Origin of the sequence: Alkalihalobacillus phoenicis, assembly GCF_047302405.1 — a bacterium.
GTDB lineage: Bacteria > Bacillota > Bacilli > Bacillales > Bacillaceae_D > Alkalihalobacillus.
Genome location: NZ_CP154853.1, coordinates 3,699,371 through 3,717,981, shown reverse-complemented (window position 1 = coordinate 3,717,981; position 18,611 = coordinate 3,699,371). Strand labels below are relative to the sequence as shown.

The window sequence follows — 18,611 nt, the reverse complement described above, 5'->3', positions numbered from 1 at the left end:
TTCTTATTCAAGCATCAGCTTAAATAAGAACGGAGAAGGTGTTTATATGAAAAGAATTGACTACTATGGGTATTTGTTTATATTACCATTCTTTCTTGTTTTTGCGACGTTTAGTATCTACCCTATTGTTCTAACTTTTTATTATAGTTTTACGAATTATTCTGGTATGGGTACACCCGAATTTATTGGAATTGCTAATTATTTAAGGTTGTTTACGGATACGTATTTTGTCCAAGCCTTTTTTAATACGATCTATATTTGGGGAATTAACTTTTTCTTTCAGATTATTATCGCTTTATTACTTGCCATTTTGTTTTCGGATATTCGTTTAAAGTTGAGAGGATTAGGATTATTTAGAGCCGTCTTTTATTTACCTAATTTGATTACGATAGCTTCTGTTGCCCTCTTATTTGGGATTTTACTTGGATGGCATCATGGTACAATCAATCATTTATTGCTTCAGTTAGGCATTATATCTGAACCGATTAATTGGCTTAATAATCCAACGACAGCAAGATGGTCAGTTGCCTTAATCGGTGCATGGATGTGGTTTGGTCATACATTTATTATTTTGATGGCAGGTATTTCAGGTATTTCAAAAGATTATTATGAATCTGCTCTTATTGATGGTGCTAATCGTTTCCAAACGTTTACGAATATCACGATTCCTTTACTGAAACCCATCTTGCTCTACGTTTTGATTACCTCTTTAATTGGTGGATTACAAATCTTTGACCTGCCAATGCTTATTACCGATGGATTAGGCTCACCAGAGGGGTCACTGAATACGATGGTTTTATATTTGTATAATCAAGCTTTCCGTTACAACAATTTTGGGTACGCTGCAGCGGTCGCATATGGATTATTTGTGATAACGGTCTTTTTCTCGTTTGTTACATTTAAATCCATGTATCGTAATAGTACAAAGAAGGGGTGAGAAATAAATGACAAAACAAGTAGTCGTAAAAGGTGTGATTTATGCCGCATTAATATTGCTTGCGATTATAAGTCTCATCCCTTTTTATATGATGATTATTAATGCGACGAGAACGAACGGGGAAATATTGCAGCAAGGATTTACGCTAATACCTAGTGGAGCATTAAAGGAAAATTATGATTTGCTTTTAAGTTATATGAATGTTTGGAGAGGTTTTTCGAATAGTTTGATTGTGGCTGTCAGTGTGACGATTTTGAATTCTTATTTCTCCGCACTAACGGCTTATGGTTTTGCTATTTATAATTTTAAAGGGAAAAACGTCCTCTTTATCACAATATTAGTTTTAATGATGGTTCCAGGCCAATTAGGATTAATCGGATTCTATGATTTAATCAAAACAATGGGATTCTTAGATTCCTATGTTCCATTAATTGTACCCTCTATTGCCGCACCATTTGTTGTCTTCTTCATGAGGCAATTTCTTGTTTCAACATTGCACATATCTCTAATTGAAGCCGCACGAATTGATGGAGCAAGTGAACTGCATATTTTTCATCGAATTGCGATGCCAATAATGATGCCTGCTATTGCGACAATGGCCATCTTTACTTTTATTGGTTCGTGGAATAATTACATTCTTCCACTTGTTGTGTTATTCAGCCCAGAAAAATATACTTTGCCTGTTATGATGGGAGCTTTAAGGGGTTCACAAGTGGCTCAAAATTTAGGGGCTATGTACTTAGGAATTGCCATATCTGTTGTACCTATTATGATCGCATTTCTATTTCTATCAAAATACATTATTAGTAGTATTTCAGCAGGAGCTGTTAAAGAATAATAGAAGAGGTGTTTACAATTGTCACAATTTGAAAAGAACTTTATTTTTGGAACCGCGACTTCCTCCTATCAAATTGAGGGGGCCTTTAATGAAGGAGGGCGAACTCTATCCATTTGGGATACATTTTCGAGAAAAAGAGGAAAGGTATTAAATGGGGATACGGGTGATCGAGCTTGTGAACACTATTATCGTTATGAAGAGGATATAAATCTTATTAAAGAACTTGGGGTTGACTCTTATCGTTTTTCCATCGCTTGGCCAAGAATCTTTCCTGAACAAGGATTGTACAATGAAGAAGGAATGAATTTTTATAAATCATTGTTAAAAAAATTATGCGAGGCTGGGATTAAACCAGTCGCGACTTTATATCATTGGGATTTACCAATGTGGGCACAAGATAAAGGTGGCTGGGTGAATAGAGAATCTGTCGCTTGGTTTTTGGAGTATGCAATGAAATGTTTTGAGGAATTAGATGAATATGTTTTTACTTGGATCACTCATAATGAGCCTTGGTGTGCTAGTTTTTTAAGTTATCATTTAGGAGTTCATGCCCCTGGACATACAAATATAGAAGAAGGATTAAAGGCAGCTCATCATATTTTACTCTCACATGGAGAGGCAGTGAAGGTGTTTAAAAATAAACTTGAGCTGGAAACTCCAATTGGGATTACCCTTAATTTGGCCCCGGTCTATCCAGCATCTGATACATTTAACGATCGAATAGCTGCTAATAATGCGGATGGCTACACAAATCGGTGGTTTTTAGATCCACTCTTTAAAGGTGCTTACCCACTAGATATGGTCAATTTATTCTCTAAACATGTGCATGATTTTCAATTTATTCAAGAAGGAGATTTAGAGACCATTTCTATTGATTGTGACTTTTTCGGCATTAATTATTACGCTCGCGAGTTAGTCGAGTATAATAGTTTATCCACAACCTTATCCTCTTCTGCTTTTTCAGATTTCAAAAAAACAGGAATGGGGTGGGATGTTTCACCTAAAGAGTTTAAAGAACTTATTGGCCGATTAAGAAAAGAGTATACAGACTTACCAATTTATATTACGGAAAATGGGGCTGCCTATGATGATGTTCTCGAGTCTGACGGACGTGTTCATGATAGAGAGCGTACCAATTATATAGAGCAACACTTAATGGCGGTTCAAGAATTAAATGATGAGGGAATGAATATCGCGGGGTACTATCTTTGGTCTTTATTCGATAATTTTGAGTGGGCGTTTGGTTATGAGAAGCGTTTTGGGATTATTTATGTTGACTTTGAAACGCAAAATCGATATTGGAAGGACAGTGCCTTACGTTATAAAGACATCGTAAAAAGGCGTTCATTAATATAAATGTTTGAACGAGGTTTGTCTCAATAGCCTAAAAAATAAAAGTGTACGAGAAGGAAATCCCTTCTCGTACACTTTTTTTAGTTGTGGAAAAATATAGAAGGAAAATATCTACATAAAATGCCAAATGTAGGGGAGATTGAAAACAAGTCATACATTTATTTACTGGAAGGAGTGATTAAATTTGGAAGGGAAAGAACCGAAATCTACGATGTCAAGGAGACGTTTTATTCGTAATTCAGGATTAGTTGCGGGAGGTTTAGTCGGTGGTGGAGTGATTGGTGGATTAATTGGTGCCAATACGAGAACCGGAGAGCAAGCGGTTAATCCTGAAACGGGTGGTGCCCAAACAGGGAAGGTTATTAATTTTCAACAAGCCCCTCTTTATTTTTCAAACATGGAAAGGTTTGCTGTACTTGAAGCCGCTTGTGAACGAATTTTTCCAGAAGATCAAAATGGGCCAGGTGCGATTAGCTTAGGCGTTCCTTTTTTTATTGACCATCAGCTTGCTGGGGCGTGGGGATACAATGCAAAAGAATATATGCAAGGTCCGTTTTACCCTGGTTCAGAATTCCAAGGGTATCAAACCGCTTTGTTGAGACATGAGGTTTTTGATGAGGGCATTACCGCAATTGAAACATACAGTCATACTCACTATGACGGAGCTAAGTTTGTCGATTTAGATGATGAACAAAAAGATGACGTGTTGAGTCAGTTTGCAGATGGAGAAGTGGAAATGCATGGTGTCACTTCGACCACATTTTTTAGATTACTAAGAGCAGCTACACTAGAAGGTGTATACGCAGATCCAGCCTATGGTGGAAATAAGAATATGCAAGGATGGAGAATGAAAGGGTTCCCAGGTCATCAAATGAGTTTTTTAAATCAAATTGAATCTGAGGAATTTATTGAGATTGAACCTAACAGTTTGCGTAATTATACAGACCATCATTAATTAAGTTAGAGGAGGCTTTAGTAAATGGCGACAGAGTTACCGAAAAAAGAGGCAGTTATTGTTGGGATGGGTTGGACGGGTAGTATCATTGCTGCTGAGTTAGCGAAAGCTGGAGTAGAAGTTGTCGGTTTAGAAAGAGGAAAAGAAAGAGGATTAAAAGATTATTATGTTGTCCATGATGAACTACGTTATGCGATTCGTTATGATCTAATGCAGGACTTGTCAAAGGAGACAATCACCTTTAGACATGATTTAGATGAACGAGCCTTGCCAATGCGACAAATGGGTTCTTTCTTATTAGGGGAAGGTTCAGGTGGTTCAGGTGTTCACTGGAATGGGCAGACGTATCGGTTTTTGCCCTATGATTTTCAAATTCGGACCCAAACGATTGAAAAATATGGGGAAGAGAAAGTCAATCAATTAAACTTACAGCTACAAGATTGGGGCATTACCTACGAGGAGCTTGAACCGTATTTTTATGAATTTGAAAAGGCGGCAGGTATTAGTGGTGAAGCAAATCCTATAGGTCCAGAAAGAATGGATGAGTATCCCAATCCTCCCATGAAAGAAACACCGATTACAGCGAAATTTAAACAAGCGACCGAAAATTTAGGCTATCATCCATTCCATGTGCCTTCATCGAATATGAGCCAAACATATGAAAATCAATATGGGGCTACTTTATCTGCTTGCCAATATTGTGGGTATTGTGAACGTTTTGGATGTGAGTATGGAGCGAAAGGGGACCCGACAGTAGCGGTCATTCCTTTTGCTAAAGAGACAGGGAATTTTGAAATTCGTCATTTTGCTAATGTGACAGAGGTTATACATGAAGGTGGAAAGGCAACTGGGGTTCGATACATTGATGTGAAAACGAAAGAGGAATTCATTCAACCAGCAGATATCGTCATATTGTCGGGTTATGTGATGACCAATACAAGACTGCTGCTTACTTCGAATTTAGGACGTCCTTATAATCCGGAAACAGGAGCAGGAGTGATTGGTAAAAATTATTGTTATCAATTATTGCCTGGTGTAACTGGTTTTTTTGATGAAGAAAGGTTTAATACCTTCATGGGAGCTGGTGCATTAGGGGCTTGTATTGATGATTTTAATGGTGATAATTTTGACCATGCAGATTTGGATTTCATTCATGGCGGAAACATCGCCTGTACGCAAACAGGAGCAAGGCCGATTGCTTCGAACAATGTCCCAGCAGGTACTCGTAGCTGGGGAAGTGAGTTTAAAGAATTATCGATTAATTATTACACTAGATCGATCAGTATTTCTGCACAAGGAGCCTCGATGCCTGTTCGTGAAAACTATTTAGACTTAGATCCTACTTATAAGGATGCATATGGATTGCCGTTATTACGGATGACATATAACTTCACGGAGCAAGATCGTAATCTTTATCATTATATTGGTGAAAGATTGGATGAAATTATGCTGGAGATGGGAGCATCCCAAATTTCTGAAAGATCGAATTTAGAAAACTATGATATCGTCCCTTATCAAACGACCCATAATACAGGAGGGGTTATTATGGGGGATGATCCGGATACATCAGCGGTCAATAATTATTTGCAAATGTGGGATGCAGAAAATGTCTTTGTAGTAGGAGCATCCGCTTTTGCACATAATAGTGGGTATAATCCAACAGGGACCGTTGGTGCACTGGCCTATCGTGCAGTGGAGGGAATGTTGAAATACCGTGAAGAGGGCGGAAACTTAGTTTAAAAAAGGAGGAAATAAGATGGGGATTCCTAATATCGGAATACCGGGTTTAATAATCATTTTAGTGATTACATTAATTATCTTTGGGCCTAAAAAGTTACCAGAAATCGGGGCGGCGTTCGGACAAACTTTATCTGAATTCAAACGTTCAGCTAACAGTATTATGTCTGATGACAGTTCATCAACAGAAATGAATAAAGAGAAAGATACAAAGGAAAATCAGTAGCTGGAACAAGATAAAAAAAGGGATGATTTTATGCGGGGTGAACAAGTTGAAGCTCAGCAATCACTTGTTGAACATTTAACAGATTTACGGAAGGCAGTTCTTTATTCGGCTATTTTCTTCGTACTGTGTTTTATTGGGATTTTATTGTATATCAATAAGGTAATCCCTTTCATTACAAATGATCATAAACTAGTGATGCTCGGACCTTTAGATGTGATTCGATTTTATACAGGGATTGCTGGAAGTCTTAGCCTCGGGCTTTCCGCTCCTTTTATCGGTTATCAAATATGGAAATTTGCCAAACCAGCGTTAACGGAGCAAGAGAGCAAAACCGCTTTAACCTTTATTCCAAGTTTATTTATTAGTTTTATTTTAGGGTTATCCTTTGGGGTACTAGTCATTTTCCCAACCGTCTACTCCTTTTTAATGGGGTTAGGAGTAAAAAACTTTGAAATAATGATTACGGCCAAGGAGTATTTCTCTTTTTTGATGATGACAACGATTCCGTTAGGTTTCTTATTTGAAGTTCCATTGTTGATGATGTTTTTAACAGCGATTGGGGTCGTGACACCTGATAAACTAAAAGAAGTAAGGAAGTACGGTTATGTTTTGATGGCTGTCGTTTCGGCTCTCATTACACCACCAGATTTTATCTCACAACTAATCGTGTTAGTCCCGTTAATGTTGCTATATGAAATAGGCGTTATTTTATCAAAAGTGATGTATAAGAAGCGGATGCGAGCAATGGAAAATGAGAAAACATTGGTTGTGGAATAAGGAATTTAAATTTAAGTTAGTAAATCCAACAAGGCCACTCAAAAGGTTAAATAAACTTTTGAGTGGCCTTATTATGGTTAGGGGTACGTCTGACCTCAGTACCTTTTTAAATTCGTTCTTCCTTTTCTATAGTTGGAGCAAGAATATGAACGGTTTCTGGGTATTTGATGCCCATGCCGGTGTTTAAGCATATTACTTTTTCATCGGGTTTGATCCAACCGGAAGAGGTTAGTTTTTTCACTGTTGCAAAAGTAGCGGCCCCCTCAGGACAAACGAAAGCTCCTTCAAGTTTGGCAATTTGGTTTTGTTCAGCTAAAATTTCTTCATCATTAATTGCAACGGCTGTTCCATTTGTCTCATAAATCGCTTCGAGAATAAGAAAATCACCAAGTGCTTTTGGCACGTTAATTCCAAAGGCAGCTGTTTGAGAGTCTGGCCAAAATTCAGCTTCCCTCTTATTTTCTTCAAACGCTTTAACGATGGGGGCACAGCCAGTGGCTTGGGTAGCAACTAGTCGTGGGAATTTATCCTTTTTGACCCAACCAAGTTCCATTAACTCTTTTATAGCTTTGTAAATTCCAATTAATCCAACTCCACCACCGGTTGGGTAAACGATAACATCGGGAAGCTCCCAATTCAGTTGCTCGGCCATTTCTAAGCCCATCGTTTTCTTCCCTTCAATACGGTAAGGCTCCTTAAGAGTGGAGACATCAAACCAGTCTTTTCCTTGAACAGAGTTGGCGACGACTTTTCCGGCATCGCTTATCACGCCATCAATTAAATAAAGGCTGGCTCCAGAGATAAATACCTCGCTACGGGTAATAAGAGGGGCGTCGAGTGGCATGACTACATGACTTTTAATACCAGCTCTTGCTGCATAGAGAGACCAGGCTGCTCCGGCATTACCGTTTGTAGGCATCGCAATTTCTTGAATTCCTAACTCTTTAGCTTTGGAAACTCCAACAGCTGAACCACGTGCTTTAAAGGAACCTGTTGGAATAAGACCTTCATCCTTCATCCAAAGATTTGTTAGACCGTATTTCTCACCAAGCTTGTCCATTTTTATTAATGGAGTCATCCCTTCACCAAGACTAACGATATTCTCCGCAGATTTAACGGGCAGTAGCTCGTGATAACGCCACAGATTTGGTTCCCTTTCTAATAGGTCATCTTTGGTAAGTGAATCTTTTAATTTAGTGTAATCATAACTAACAAGTAGAGGAGAACCGCAAACGCATAAATTTTTTGGCTCATCGACAGAAAAGGTATGAGCACATTTTGGACAAAACAGGTGTGAAACATAACTGAAACTCATAAGGTACCTCCTTTATATAAAGAAAATTCTTACTATTTGTTTTAGGGTAATAAGTAGAATAAAGTATGGATATCACATATTTATAAAAAAAGCATCCCAGTAAAGAGTTAACCTTATGCTAATAGGAAGGGTAAGGTTTGTCAATGAATAAGAATGGAGCTTCTAACAGGCGTAGCTAGATTGATAAAAAGCGAAGCCTGTTTGGTCAGAAGCGAGAAAAAGTGTAGTTGGTGCACTCCGCCAGCTGCATACCCTACGCGTTCCGCGGGTGAGTCGGGAGCCTCCTCGTTAAACTGCGGGGTCTCCCGTTCCTCACAAATCCCGCAGGAGTCTCCGGGTATTCCGCTGGCTCCGTTTTGGTTAACTAAAAACGATAGGTCCAAATAATAATGAACACATTTTGATTGATTTTCTTAATCAGAAGTATGAGCCCTACTTTTTGGTGACCTTCCTAAAGTGTGGTGGCGATTTTTCTCGAGCTTCTAACGGAAGTAGCTAGATTGAATAAAAAGCGAAATCCGTTTGGTCAGAAGCGAGAAAAAATACAGAGCGGCTGTTGAAGACGCTTTTTGTCTTCATAAAGACGACCGATTTTTCTCGAGCTTCTAACGGAAGTAGCTAGATTGAATATGTAGTAAAATAAAAAGACGATACCGATTGGTTGATGAGAAATATGGAAACGTGTTTGCATAAAGAAATAAATATTAAAGAAGAACGTACTCCGATGATTGAGGAAATGGTTAAACTGTTTGTCAAATTGTTGTTAACTATAAATAGAGAAATAAAGCTGTGTTTTTGAGTTTAAATTAAACCACAGTTTTTTCTTACTTAGCCGTATCTAATCGTTATCCTTTTTCGTTTATTACAGTAAGGGGATAAAAGAAAGGAGGTAATGAAATGGCGAAAGCTTGGCTTAAAATGGAGGAAGAAAACAGTACAGGGAAAATAGAAGAATTTGAACGAAAAATTCAATTACTATACCCAAACCTCTTTCAATATTGTTTGCGGTTAACGAATTCAAAATGGGATGCGGAAGAATTATTGCAAAATACACTCGTCAAAGTATTAAAATCGCTTAACGATAAAGAATTAACCTATGCTTATTTAGCAAAAATTGCCTCACATACTTGGATTGATAGTTGGCGAAAGCGAAAAATAGAGGTGGAGCATAATGTAGATCTTACGCAAATCAAACAAACAGAAAAAGTCGATTATATGGAAGTAGAAGCTGCTTTAGAAAAATTAGCGTACGAATTAACGAATAGGCAACAAGCATTAATTCTTTTGGTTGATGTCTTTCAGTGTACGCTCGCTGAAGTTTCTGACATGTTTCAAACGAGTGAAGGAGCAATTAAATCTGCCCTACATCGGGCGAGAAAAAGACTTGATAAACTTTCAAAAAAGGAAGCCGTTCAAAGAAAAACATCGGCTCTAAGAGTTCAAGCACTATTAGAGGCTGTACGGACACAGGATTTAGCCTCCATTGTATTGTTAGGAACAGAAGAAGAAAGTTATTTACAAATGGTTCACAATCATCAACAGCACAAGCGTATGTTTCAAGCGAAACCACAGCTACGAGACCAGCAAGAACCTACATTATTAGCGGCTTAATTTAGGAGGGACAAAGATGAGTTCTTATATTCCACATGTAATAGAGCAAACTCAATCAGGTGAAAGAGGCTATGATATTTACTCACGTTTGTTAAAGGATCGTATCGTATTTCTTGGATCGGCAATTGATGATCAGGTGGCTAACAGTGTTGTCGCCCAGCTCTTATTTCTCGCTTCTGATAATCAAGATAAGGACATTTCCTTATATATCAATAGCCCAGGAGGTTCGATAACAGCAGGGATGGCGATATATGATACGATGCAATATATTAAACCAAATGTCAGTACGATTTGTACGGGAATGGCAGCTTCAATGGGGGCTTTTTTACTCATTGCCGGACAAAAAGGAAAACGGTATGCCCTTCCAAATTCGGAAGTCATGATCCATCAGCCGAGCGGTGGGGCACAAGGGCAAGCTACCGATATCGAAATCTCAGCAAGACGTATATTAAGAGCAAAACAGCAGATGAACGAAATTATCGCGGAAAGAACCGGGCAACCTCTTGAGAAAATAGAGCAAGACAGCGATAGAGATTATTTTATGACGGCGAATGAAGCTTTAACGTACGGAATCGTGGATAAAATTATTGAAGCGAAATGATTTTGTAATATCGGTTAATAAGATTGCTTAAATGAAAGAATATATTTTAAGATAAAGAAACCATTTTCGAGTCTAATGGTTTCTTTATCTAGGTTAAAAAAATTAAAGTTAAAGTTTAATCGGCTTATAGGCCAGAGCTTTATCGACTATTTCTTCTGAGGTTAAGCCATCTTCCCAGAAAATATAATCAGTTATTTTAGGATCCAGCACTGCCTCTGTTAATGTTTCAATCCAAAAGTCCATCTGATGTTCACCAACACTAAGGTTGTTTATAATCTTCTCAACTAATTCAATTAACTCAGTTCTTGATAGCTCACCGGATTTTATCTGTTTGTAGGACATTGCCCTTTTGACAATGTTTTCTGGAGTATTGTCAGTCAAAAACAACACTTCTGCATTTGGATAAGGTACTTTTGTTTGAAACTCTTTCATTAAATCTTCATACGGTTGAGCTGCTTTTTGCCGATACCCAATCTCTTTGGCTAGTTTTAAAATTTGTTTTTTGTTGATTCTCCTACTCATTTCGAATTCATCCTTTCCTTTATCTTAATTAACATAAATCACTTCCAAAGTTACAGTGTATATGGATGGTTCTATCCCATTTTTTAAGATCCCTTTTTTCAAAAAGAAAAAGTTAGGTTTGATATCGTTAGAATTGTACAATAGTGATAAAAAGGTGGTAAAGAGATGGCAAAACATTATGAAGAAACTATCCGTCAACCTAAAAAAATACTAACTCCGGCATCTGGTTTTCTAAAGAATTATACCCATACTCTAAACCCTTATGTTGGTTGTTCTTTTGCTTGCTCTTATTGTTATGTGCGAAAGAGTCCAGTTGGGGTTTTTCGTGGTCAAGAATGGGGGACATGGGTTGATATTAAGGAGGTTTCTAAAGAGAAAATTAAAAGAGAAATTGTAAATCTAAGAAAAAGAGGTAAGGGAGTGACGATTTTTATGTCGTCTAGTACCGACCCATATCAGCCAACTGAATATACACAAGAGGTCACGAGACGTCTGTTAGAGGGGATGGTTGAAGAACCACCTGATTTTTTATTTATTCAAACGAGAAGCCCACTTATTACGAGAGACATCGATCTTTATAAACAGTTAAAGGGAAGGTTTAGAATTAGTATGACGATCGAGACTGATCAAGAAGCCGTTCGCAAACGTTTCACACCGAGTGCTCCACCGATCCAAGCCCGAATGAAGGCGTTAGAAGAATTAAAAGCAAACCAATTACCGATTCAAGTAGCCGTTTCACCTATCCTGCCATTTAGTGAACAATTTCCAGAAAAACTGGCCTCGTTAGTGGAGCAAATTGTTTTAGATGATTATGTAAGTGGTGATGGTAGTGGTGGAAGAAGAACGGAGCTGTTGAAAGTGAAGGAGCTTTACCAAGAGGACGAGCTTAATATTTGGTATCAGAAAGAACTACACAAAGAAGTTTTGAAAAAGATGAAGAATGCTTTTAGTGAAGAGTGCATTTACCTTAGTCAAGACGGTTTTAAACCATTTGTATAAAGGATGATAAACTCAATTAAGAAAATTTGCACTTTGTTTACGATTATTGGAGTGTTTATCACTCCAAATCGGCTTCCCCTAACGGTGTCATTAGTCCATCGATGCTTTTTTGATTTTTCTCTTTTCGATATTTGATTAATCCATCCTCTCCTTTTTGATCGGCCCATTTGACTAAAGTTTCTCTGTCTCCTTCATATCCATAAAATGGGACTCCAAATCCACAAGAAGTTTTAACTAGTTCGATTTTCAATTTAATGATTTGCCTCGCCCCATGTAAGAGGTCAAAATTTGTTGATAAGGTCTCCCAGTCCGGTGAAGTCGGTAAAATGGTTTCTCCTTTTCCGTATAATCTTAAAATCATTGGAGCTCCTTCAAATGCAATGAACATGATCGTCAGCCGACCGTTTTCATTAAGATGAGCACTAGTTTCATTGCCACTACCCGTTAAATCCATATAAGCCACTTCTGATTCAGATAAAATACAAAAGGAATTGTAACCTTTAGGAGATACATTGACATGTCCTTTTGGATCGGTAGGAGCGGAGGCGACAAAAAATAGCTTTTGTTTTTTTATAAAATCTTGATGGGGAGGTAATAAATGTGGAAAATTCTTCGCCATATTCTCATCATCCTTTTAAAAAAATTTATACAGAAACATATTCTTTTTTTAAAGTGAAATCCCTTTGTAAGAGAAATTTTATTTTGTGTGCTACGGGAATCGAGATTGGTTACAGTCGTCTCAAAACACGAAATTCATTACGTATATCACTACGAACGTAATTTATTTCATAATGATATTGTGGTAAGAAGAAAAGTAATTCATCGGAAAAGGTAGAATGATGCAGGAATTATATAAAAGGTGTAGAAAGAAATTAATAGAGAGAAATAAGGAGAAATTCAAACTCAAATAATCTTTTTTTAAATGTTAGTGTATTTAAAACGTTCGTATAAAATACACTAATTAAAAAGAAGGGACTATTACATAAAAGGATTGATTAAAAAGGGGGAGTAAGAAATGGTGAAAGAGGTAGTCATTGTCGATGCAGTTAGGACGCCGATTGGGCGATATAAGGGAGGGCTTAAAAATGTCCGTCCTGATGATTTAGGGGCGATCGTGATTAAAGCGTTAGTAGAAAGGAACCCCGAGTTAAATCCAAATGAGATTGAAGAGGTGATTTTTGGGAATGCCAATGGGGCAGGTGAAGATAATCGAAATGTTGCCAGAATGTCTGCACTATTAGCTGGCTTACCGGTGGAAGTAGGTGGAACGACATTAAACCGTCTGTGCGGTTCTGGCTTAGATGCAGTCAATTATGCGGCCCGTTCGATTGCAGTAGGAGATGGGGATGTTTTCATTGCAGGAGGTACAGAGAGTATGACTCGTGCTCCATTTGTCACTGGGAAGTCTGAAAGCGATTACCCCCGTGGCAATATGACGATGTATGATACGACTATTGGATGGAGATTTATTAACCCTGCCCTAGATGAAATGTATGGGACAGACTCTATGCCGCAAACGGCGGAAAATGTCGCTGAGCAATTTAACATTAGTCGCAAAGAGCAAGATGCCTTTGCTTACCAAAGCCAACAAAGAGCTAAACAAGCAATGGAGGAAGGTAAGTTTGCGAATGAAATCGTACCTGTTTCGATCAAAGACCGTAAAGGAAATGTAACGGTTATTCATCAAGATGAACATCCAAGACCAGAAACGAGCTTAGAAAAGTTAGGCACCTTAAAACCACTTTTTCGTGATGGGACGGTTACTGCCGGGAACGCATCAGGGGTTAATGATGGAGCCGCCGCCTTATTAATGATGAGTGCAGAAAAGGCAAAGGAGCTCGGACTGAAACCTTTAGTGAAATATAAAGCCTCCGCTGTTGCGGGAATTGAACCAAGAATTATGGGTGTTGGTCCAATCTATGCGACGAGAAAAGCATTAAGTCGTGCTCGTCTAACGATCCAAGATTTGGGGTTAGTAGAATTAAATGAAGCCTTTGCATCTCAATCATTAGAATGTATCAAGCAGCTTGAGCTTGACCAAGAGATAGTTAATGTGAACGGAGGAGCAATTGCTTATGGTCACCCATTGGGAGCGAGTGGAGCCCGTATTTTAACGTCTTTAATTTATGAAATGAAAAAACGTCATGTTCAAAATGGACTGGCGACGATGTGTATCGGAGTCGGCCAAGGGATTGCAACGATTGTCGAAAACATCGATTAAATGAGTTTAGAAAGGAGCGTATGCTTTTATGGGAAAAGTGCTTTATGAAGAGAAAAATCAAATAGCTTATGTAACAATAAACCGGCCAGAAGCGTTAAATTGTTTTGACTATGAAACTCTCGTACAGTTGCAGAAGATTGTAGAGGGGCTTCATATTAATAAAGAAGTTCGTGTTGTCATTTTTACAGGTGCGGGGGAAAGGGCTTTTAGTGCCGGGGCTGATCTAAAAGAAAGAAAGACATTAAATCAAACAGAAGTTAAACGTAATGTGAAAGCAATTCGAGATGTTTTTTCAGCGATCGCGGCTCTGCCACAACCAACGATCGCCGGGATTAATGGTTATGCTCTTGGTGGAGGCTTTGAGTTAGCTCTTGCTTGCGATTTTCGTTATGCGGTTCCAGCTGCGAAAATCGGCTTAACAGAAGTGAGCTGGGCCATTATCCCAGGAGCTGGGGGTACTCAACGGCTATCAAGATTAATCGGTCCATCAAAAGCGATGGAACTCATTTTAACAGCTAAAAAAATTGAAGCAAAAGAGGCATATGCTTTAGGTATTCTAAATGGGGTTGCTGAAAGTTCTCAGCTGATTACAACTTGTGAGGAGCTAGCCAGTGCCATTACTGCAAACGGCCCTATAGCTGTTCAACAAGCAAAATATGCGATTTTACATGGCAGTGAAGTTAGCTTACAGTCTGGTTTAGCTCTCGAAGAAAAAGCTTATGAAGTGATTATCCCAACTAAAGATCGAATGGAAGCCTTGGAGGCCTTTATTGAAAAAAGGAAACCGAATTTTAAAGGAGAATAATCAATTTTTGCTGAACAATTTAGCTGAATTTGCCCTATCAAAATTTCAAAATGGCTTTGAGGAATAAGTTCTCAGAGCCATTTTGTTTAGAGTCAAAAGTACATATTTTATTAATTTTCGGATTCTAATTCAGCTTTATATTCTTTTCCTTTATCTTTATACGTATCGATCGTCATTCTAATGACTTCTAAATCTTTGTCGGTGAGCTCACGTACGACTTTCCCAGGTGATCCCATCACCATCGTACGAGGCGGGATTTTCTTGCCTGGTGGAATGAGGGCATTTGCTCCAATAAAAGCTGATTCTCCAATCTCAGCTCCATCCAATACGGTCGCTCCCATCCCAATAAGAGCACCGGTCCGAATCGTGCATCCATGAAGGATAACATTATGACCAATTGAAACCTCGTCTTCTAAAATCGTTGGAAAACCTTCGTAATTATGAACCGTACTATTTTCTTGAATATTACATCGATCACCAATACGGATGGGGGCTTCGTCTCCTCTAATAACTGTATTGAACCAAATACTAGATTCTTTTCCAATTGTGACATCACCAATCACATGGCAACCCGGAGCAATAAAAGCGCTTTCATCAATTGTTGGTTTTGTTCCACGGTAACGATAAATCATAATAACCCTCCTAAACTATTTTATAAGACAATCTTAATATAACATTTTTAAGACGAACGTTGTTATTTCCTATACTAATTTCATCCTTTTTTGCTTATGAAGTTATGAACTATGAATATTTAAATCGGTATGAGGTATGTACACTAGGTATCAACCTCTTTTTGAAGACAATATCTAAGGTACTAAACTATTTCTGCTAAATTCCACAAGTGACGAGGGGGAAATCCCCTGCCGCTTTATAGAATCTCACATATATTGCTAGTACATCGGTAGATTATTTCTATCGATGAAATATTAATATAGAGGGGGAAAAATGATGTGTAAAAATCATTATGGCAGTGGCAGTAAGTGGGATAATGAGCCGATTCGTGTAGAGTTTGATCCATTTACAAGGCAGTATCACCCAAAAGGGAATAGTAATGTTCTTGGAGCAAATATGTCGAAGGTATTAGGTGTTCAAGGTGGTAAACGACCTAATCTTGACTGTACAGAGTTATCTTTTAAATATAAAGAAAAAGAAAGTAGTGGAGCGTTTCGTGCTCTAAACATTGATTATGTCGAATGTACTCCTGTAGCTGATGAATCCGATAATGACAATGATAATGGCAATAACGGTTGGGTTTGCTGTAAACGAGTTTCACCTTCAGTCTAGCAACCTTAATGGAAGAACACGCGAAGCTAAGTGAATATTTTCTGCCAACTAAGTGAATTGGGTATAAAGTATCATCTACAAACTCCGATATAAGTTATAAAGCTTATGATTAGGAGATTTGTCATGAGAAACTTCTATATTATTACACTTTTATTTTCTGTTACTAGTTTAATAGCGTGTTCAAACCAAGAAGTAGTAGAGGTTCAAATAGAAGCATCCCCTGCGACGGTTGCAGCTGAAGTATGGGAATATCAAGCTCAGGTGATAGATTGGTTTCTACCGGTAGAACATTCAAAAGAACGGGTGGAAGAGATTACTCATATTATGCTTCATTTCACGAATAACGCCTCAAGAAATACAGCCAACCCTTATGATTTGGACGAAATTTATCAGTTGTTTATTGAGTATGAAGTATCTGCTCATTATATGATTGATCGAGATGGGGATGTGTATATGTTAGTTCCAGAAGACCGAGTCGCCTTTCATGCGGGACAAGGAACGTTGGAGGCTTATCCTGAATATGAGAATCAACTTAATGAATATTCAATTGGGATTGAGCTATTAGGAATTGGGACAAAGGAAGAAATGGTTTCGATAATGACAGATGAACAATATGAGCAACTCTCTCCTGAAACGATTGGTTTTACGATGTCTCAATATCGTTCATTGAATGAATTATTAGCCGATATTTATCAAAGAAATTCTGAGATTAAGCGCGATCGAATCCACTTAATTGGACATGATGAATACGCACCAGAACGGAAATTTGACCCAGGTTCTTTATTTGAGTGGGAACAAATTCAGTTTTAGACTAGTGATTTAGGGTAGAACCGCCACTATCCTTTTTTGATAGTTTTAAACAAGTGTTTCCTCTTTTAGTTTCACTTAGTAAAGTACAAAAAGCTGGCAGCTTAATATAAGTTGCTAGCTTTTTGTTTTGTTGTTGTGAGGTTGTGAAGCTGAACGAATTGGTAATAAAAAATGAGTTTGTTGAGAATTACGTTGCGAATGGATAAGTAATGAAAAATGCCGAATGACAAGATTAGAGTGCGAATAGTAGAGGATAGGTAATGAAAAAACAGTTTGGCGAGGGTTAGGGTGCGAATAACAGAGAATAAGTAATGAAACTTGAGAATGGTGAGGATTAGGGTACGAATAATAGAGGATAGGTAACGAAAAAGGAGTTTGGTAAGAATTAGGGTGCGAAAAACCGGAGATATGTAATGAAACTCACGTAAATGCAAATTTAGGGTACGAAAAACAAGAGGCTCATAGATTGATAATGACAATTAGTGGTCTATTTAAACAGAGTGAGAGCCAGCAAATTAACTAAGTAATTTGCTGGCTCGTTTCTTTTTCTCTATGCACATCAAAAGAATGTGTTCCAATTTCAGCACCGTTTACAAATAGAGTTAAGCGATGTTTACCTGGATAATGTTTTCTCGTCGAAAGGTCTTTAAAGGAATGTTTGCGGGTATATTTATGCTTCCCGGGTTTGAAGCTTTTTTCGGTTAACTGAAATAGTTTACGGGAGCTCTTGCCAGTCTTTTTAACAAAATCGATAGCAAATTCAATTCTTAATTTTATAGGGTGCTCGGAATGGTTGTTAACATTGAATGAAAACGGAAGAATTTCACCAATATGAACATCATTAGGTACAAAAAAATCAGTTACTTCAATATCGTTGCTCAAATGGAAACCAAAAAGGGTAAGGATGTTTGGGTCTGCTTTTTTTAGTAACGTTCGGCAGCCATGCTTTAAAATCCAATCGGTTCGCTCATTGTGACCGTACCATTCTTTAGCCAGTTTCTTTACTAGTTCCGGATGATCCTTTGAAATGTCATTTAAATGATTCGCTACGCTTTTGCGGACATAGAGACTCTCATCCTCTTTTAATCCCGTTAAAATCGGCAGCACTGGTGTCGGATCGGCTTTTAGCTGATGTAACGGTTTAGCCCAAGGAAGTCTTGGTCTAGCTCCTTCACTGGCAAGCCTACGGACGTGTTCATTTTCATCCAATGCCCATTTGGCCATCACCTCGAGCATTTCCTCTGGTCTTTGCTCAATATAAGGACGTACTGCAAACTCTGAACTTGAGTAAGGAGTAAAGGCTTTTAAGGCTTGAACAGATAAATCCCAATTATTTAAACCATACACTTCAACAAAGTCAGGGAAAAACAAATAACCAAAGCCTTTACATGAAGGGGCTATTTCCATTAAATAATTGATGGCGTCTGCGTATGAGGGGGTTGTATGATCAATTGCTTTTGAGATCTGCCTGATTCTTTGTTTTAATTCAAGCTCGTTCCAATTTGAATCAAAAACAAAATCATAAAAAGTTTGCTCGGAAAAATCAGGATAAATGGATTTTAGTTGCTTTGTAAAAGGAGCTAAATACTCCTTCGTATAAAGGTTCTTTAAAGGTTCCAT

At 38.0% G+C, this 18,611-nt stretch carries 19 protein-coding genes; 14 read left to right on the top strand and 5 right to left on the bottom strand.

Annotated features, from left to right (window positions below):
• The first annotated feature begins 46 nt into the window (after positions 1–46).
• The 7 genes from AA0017_RS17445 to tatC all read left to right on the top strand — a co-directional run bounded on the left by AA0017_RS17445 (position 47) and on the right by tatC (position 6,823).
• On the top strand, positions 47–937 hold the full coding sequence (locus AA0017_RS17445; protein ID WP_413376515.1) for a carbohydrate ABC transporter permease: 891 nt from the start codon (positions 47–49) through the stop codon (positions 935–937).
• Between the two features lie 7 nt (positions 938–944).
• Positions 945–1,775, top strand: a complete 831-nt coding sequence (locus AA0017_RS17440) for a carbohydrate ABC transporter permease (RefSeq protein ID WP_413376513.1) — start codon at positions 945–947, stop codon at positions 1,773–1,775.
• 18 nt (positions 1,776–1,793) lie between these two features.
• Positions 1,794–3,131, top strand: a complete 1,338-nt coding sequence (locus AA0017_RS17435; protein ID WP_413376511.1) for a GH1 family beta-glucosidase — start codon at positions 1,794–1,796, stop codon at positions 3,129–3,131.
• Between the two features lie 181 nt (positions 3,132–3,312).
• Positions 3,313–4,083, top strand: a complete 771-nt coding sequence (locus AA0017_RS17430; RefSeq protein ID WP_413376509.1) for a gluconate 2-dehydrogenase subunit 3 family protein — start codon at positions 3,313–3,315, stop codon at positions 4,081–4,083.
• Between the two features lie 24 nt (positions 4,084–4,107).
• Positions 4,108–5,823: a GMC family oxidoreductase gene (locus AA0017_RS17425; protein WP_413376507.1), complete on the top strand. Its 1,716-nt coding sequence runs from the start codon at positions 4,108–4,110 to the stop codon at positions 5,821–5,823.
• A gap of 16 nt (positions 5,824–5,839) precedes the next feature.
• Positions 5,840–6,046, top strand: a complete 207-nt coding sequence (tatA, locus tag AA0017_RS17420) for a twin-arginine translocase TatA/TatE family subunit (RefSeq protein WP_413376505.1) — start codon at positions 5,840–5,842, stop codon at positions 6,044–6,046.
• Between the two features lie 30 nt (positions 6,047–6,076).
• A complete protein-coding gene (tatC, locus tag AA0017_RS17415) occupies positions 6,077–6,823 on the top strand; it encodes a twin-arginine translocase subunit TatC (protein ID WP_413376503.1) in 747 nt (248 codons plus the stop codon).
• A gap of 106 nt (positions 6,824–6,929) precedes the next feature.
• Here the strand turns inward: tatC and AA0017_RS17410 are convergent, their stop codons facing one another.
• On the bottom strand, positions 6,930–8,138 hold the full coding sequence (locus AA0017_RS17410; protein ID WP_413376501.1) for a threonine synthase: 1,209 nt from the start codon (positions 8,136–8,138) through the stop codon (positions 6,930–6,932).
• An 897-nt stretch (positions 8,139–9,035) separates the two neighbouring features.
• On the opposite strand from AA0017_RS17410, the gene AA0017_RS17405 reads away from it, so the two are divergent.
• Together AA0017_RS17405 and clpP are read left to right on the top strand one after the other, a co-directional pair.
• Entirely contained in the window at positions 9,036–9,749 is a 714-nt protein-coding gene (locus AA0017_RS17405) for an RNA polymerase sigma factor (protein ID WP_413376499.1), read from the top strand.
• A 16-nt stretch (positions 9,750–9,765) separates the two neighbouring features.
• Positions 9,766–10,350 (top strand): ATP-dependent Clp endopeptidase proteolytic subunit ClpP, encoded by a 585-nt coding sequence (clpP, locus tag AA0017_RS17400; protein ID WP_413376497.1) that lies wholly within the window; start codon positions 9,766–9,768, stop codon positions 10,348–10,350.
• A gap of 108 nt (positions 10,351–10,458) precedes the next feature.
• Here clpP and AA0017_RS17395 read toward each other — a convergent pair whose 3' ends face one another.
• Positions 10,459–10,872: an e9imm peptide gene (locus tag AA0017_RS17395; RefSeq protein ID WP_413376495.1), complete on the bottom strand. Its 414-nt coding sequence runs from the start codon at positions 10,870–10,872 to the stop codon at positions 10,459–10,461.
• Between the two features lie 165 nt (positions 10,873–11,037).
• On the opposite strand from AA0017_RS17395, the gene AA0017_RS17390 reads away from it, so the two are divergent.
• Positions 11,038–11,871, top strand: coding sequence for a radical SAM protein (locus tag AA0017_RS17390; RefSeq protein ID WP_413376493.1), 834 nt, complete (start codon positions 11,038–11,040; stop codon positions 11,869–11,871).
• 58 nt (positions 11,872–11,929) lie between these two features.
• On the opposite strand, the gene AA0017_RS17385 is transcribed toward AA0017_RS17390, so the two are convergent.
• Positions 11,930–12,490: a pyridoxamine 5'-phosphate oxidase family protein gene (locus AA0017_RS17385; RefSeq protein ID WP_413376491.1), complete on the bottom strand. Its 561-nt coding sequence runs from the start codon at positions 12,488–12,490 to the stop codon at positions 11,930–11,932.
• Positions 12,491–12,889: 399 nt separating this feature from the next.
• On the opposite strand from AA0017_RS17385, the gene AA0017_RS17380 reads away from it, so the two are divergent.
• The gene (locus AA0017_RS17380) at positions 12,890–14,092 is read left to right on the top strand and encodes an acetyl-CoA C-acyltransferase (RefSeq protein ID WP_413382679.1); all 1,203 of its coding nucleotides are present in this window, start codon (positions 12,890–12,892) and stop codon (positions 14,090–14,092) included.
• A 28-nt stretch (positions 14,093–14,120) separates the two neighbouring features.
• Entirely contained in the window at positions 14,121–14,897 is a 777-nt protein-coding gene (locus AA0017_RS17375; RefSeq protein ID WP_413376489.1) for an enoyl-CoA hydratase-related protein, read from the top strand.
• A gap of 110 nt (positions 14,898–15,007) precedes the next feature.
• Here the strand turns inward: AA0017_RS17375 and AA0017_RS17370 are convergent, their stop codons facing one another.
• Entirely contained in the window at positions 15,008–15,529 is a 522-nt protein-coding gene (locus tag AA0017_RS17370; protein ID WP_413376487.1) for a gamma carbonic anhydrase family protein, read from the bottom strand.
• Positions 15,530–15,845: 316 nt separating this feature from the next.
• Here AA0017_RS17370 and AA0017_RS17365 point away from each other — a divergent pair, with 316 nt between their 5' ends.
• Together AA0017_RS17365 and AA0017_RS17360 are read left to right on the top strand one after the other, a co-directional pair.
• The gene (locus AA0017_RS17365; RefSeq protein ID WP_413376485.1) at positions 15,846–16,181 is read left to right on the top strand and encodes a hypothetical protein; all 336 of its coding nucleotides are present in this window, start codon (positions 15,846–15,848) and stop codon (positions 16,179–16,181) included.
• A gap of 123 nt (positions 16,182–16,304) precedes the next feature.
• Positions 16,305–16,991, top strand: coding sequence for an N-acetylmuramoyl-L-alanine amidase (locus tag AA0017_RS17360; RefSeq protein ID WP_413376483.1), 687 nt, complete (start codon positions 16,305–16,307; stop codon positions 16,989–16,991).
• 519 nt (positions 16,992–17,510) lie between these two features.
• On the opposite strand, the gene AA0017_RS17355 is transcribed toward AA0017_RS17360, so the two are convergent.
• Positions 17,511–18,611 (bottom strand): DNA alkylation repair protein, encoded by a 1,101-nt coding sequence (locus AA0017_RS17355; protein ID WP_413376481.1) that lies wholly within the window; start codon positions 18,609–18,611, stop codon positions 17,511–17,513.

Coding starts and splice junctions, on each gene's coding strand:
- AA0017_RS17445 (WP_413376515.1), top strand. CDS start 47: ATGAAAAGAATTGACTACTATGGGTATTTGTTTATATTACCATTCTTT.
- AA0017_RS17440 (WP_413376513.1), top strand. CDS start 945: ATGACAAAACAAGTAGTCGTAAAAGGTGTGATTTATGCCGCATTAATA.
- AA0017_RS17425 (WP_413376507.1), top strand. CDS start 4,108: ATGGCGACAGAGTTACCGAAAAAAGAGGCAGTTATTGTTGGGATGGGT.
- tatA (WP_413376505.1), top strand. CDS start 5,840: ATGGGGATTCCTAATATCGGAATACCGGGTTTAATAATCATTTTAGTG.
- tatC (WP_413376503.1), top strand. CDS start 6,077: ATGCGGGGTGAACAAGTTGAAGCTCAGCAATCACTTGTTGAACATTTA.
- AA0017_RS17410 (WP_413376501.1), bottom strand. CDS start 8,138: ATGAGTTTCAGTTATGTTTCACACCTGTTTTGTCCAAAATGTGCTCAT.
- AA0017_RS17405 (WP_413376499.1), top strand. CDS start 9,036: ATGGCGAAAGCTTGGCTTAAAATGGAGGAAGAAAACAGTACAGGGAAA.
- clpP (WP_413376497.1), top strand. CDS start 9,766: ATGAGTTCTTATATTCCACATGTAATAGAGCAAACTCAATCAGGTGAA.
- AA0017_RS17395 (WP_413376495.1), bottom strand. CDS start 10,872: ATGAGTAGGAGAATCAACAAAAAACAAATTTTAAAACTAGCCAAAGAG.
- AA0017_RS17390 (WP_413376493.1), top strand. CDS start 11,038: ATGGCAAAACATTATGAAGAAACTATCCGTCAACCTAAAAAAATACTA.
- AA0017_RS17385 (WP_413376491.1), bottom strand. CDS start 12,490: ATGGCGAAGAATTTTCCACATTTATTACCTCCCCATCAAGATTTTATA.
- AA0017_RS17375 (WP_413376489.1), top strand. CDS start 14,121: ATGGGAAAAGTGCTTTATGAAGAGAAAAATCAAATAGCTTATGTAACA.
- AA0017_RS17370 (WP_413376487.1), bottom strand. CDS start 15,529: ATGATTTATCGTTACCGTGGAACAAAACCAACAATTGATGAAAGCGCT.
- AA0017_RS17365 (WP_413376485.1), top strand. CDS start 15,846: ATGTGTAAAAATCATTATGGCAGTGGCAGTAAGTGGGATAATGAGCCG.
- AA0017_RS17360 (WP_413376483.1), top strand. CDS start 16,305: ATGAGAAACTTCTATATTATTACACTTTTATTTTCTGTTACTAGTTTA.
- AA0017_RS17355 (WP_413376481.1), bottom strand. CDS start 18,611: ATGGAACCTTTAAAGAACCTTTATACGAAGGAGTATTTAGCTCCTTTT.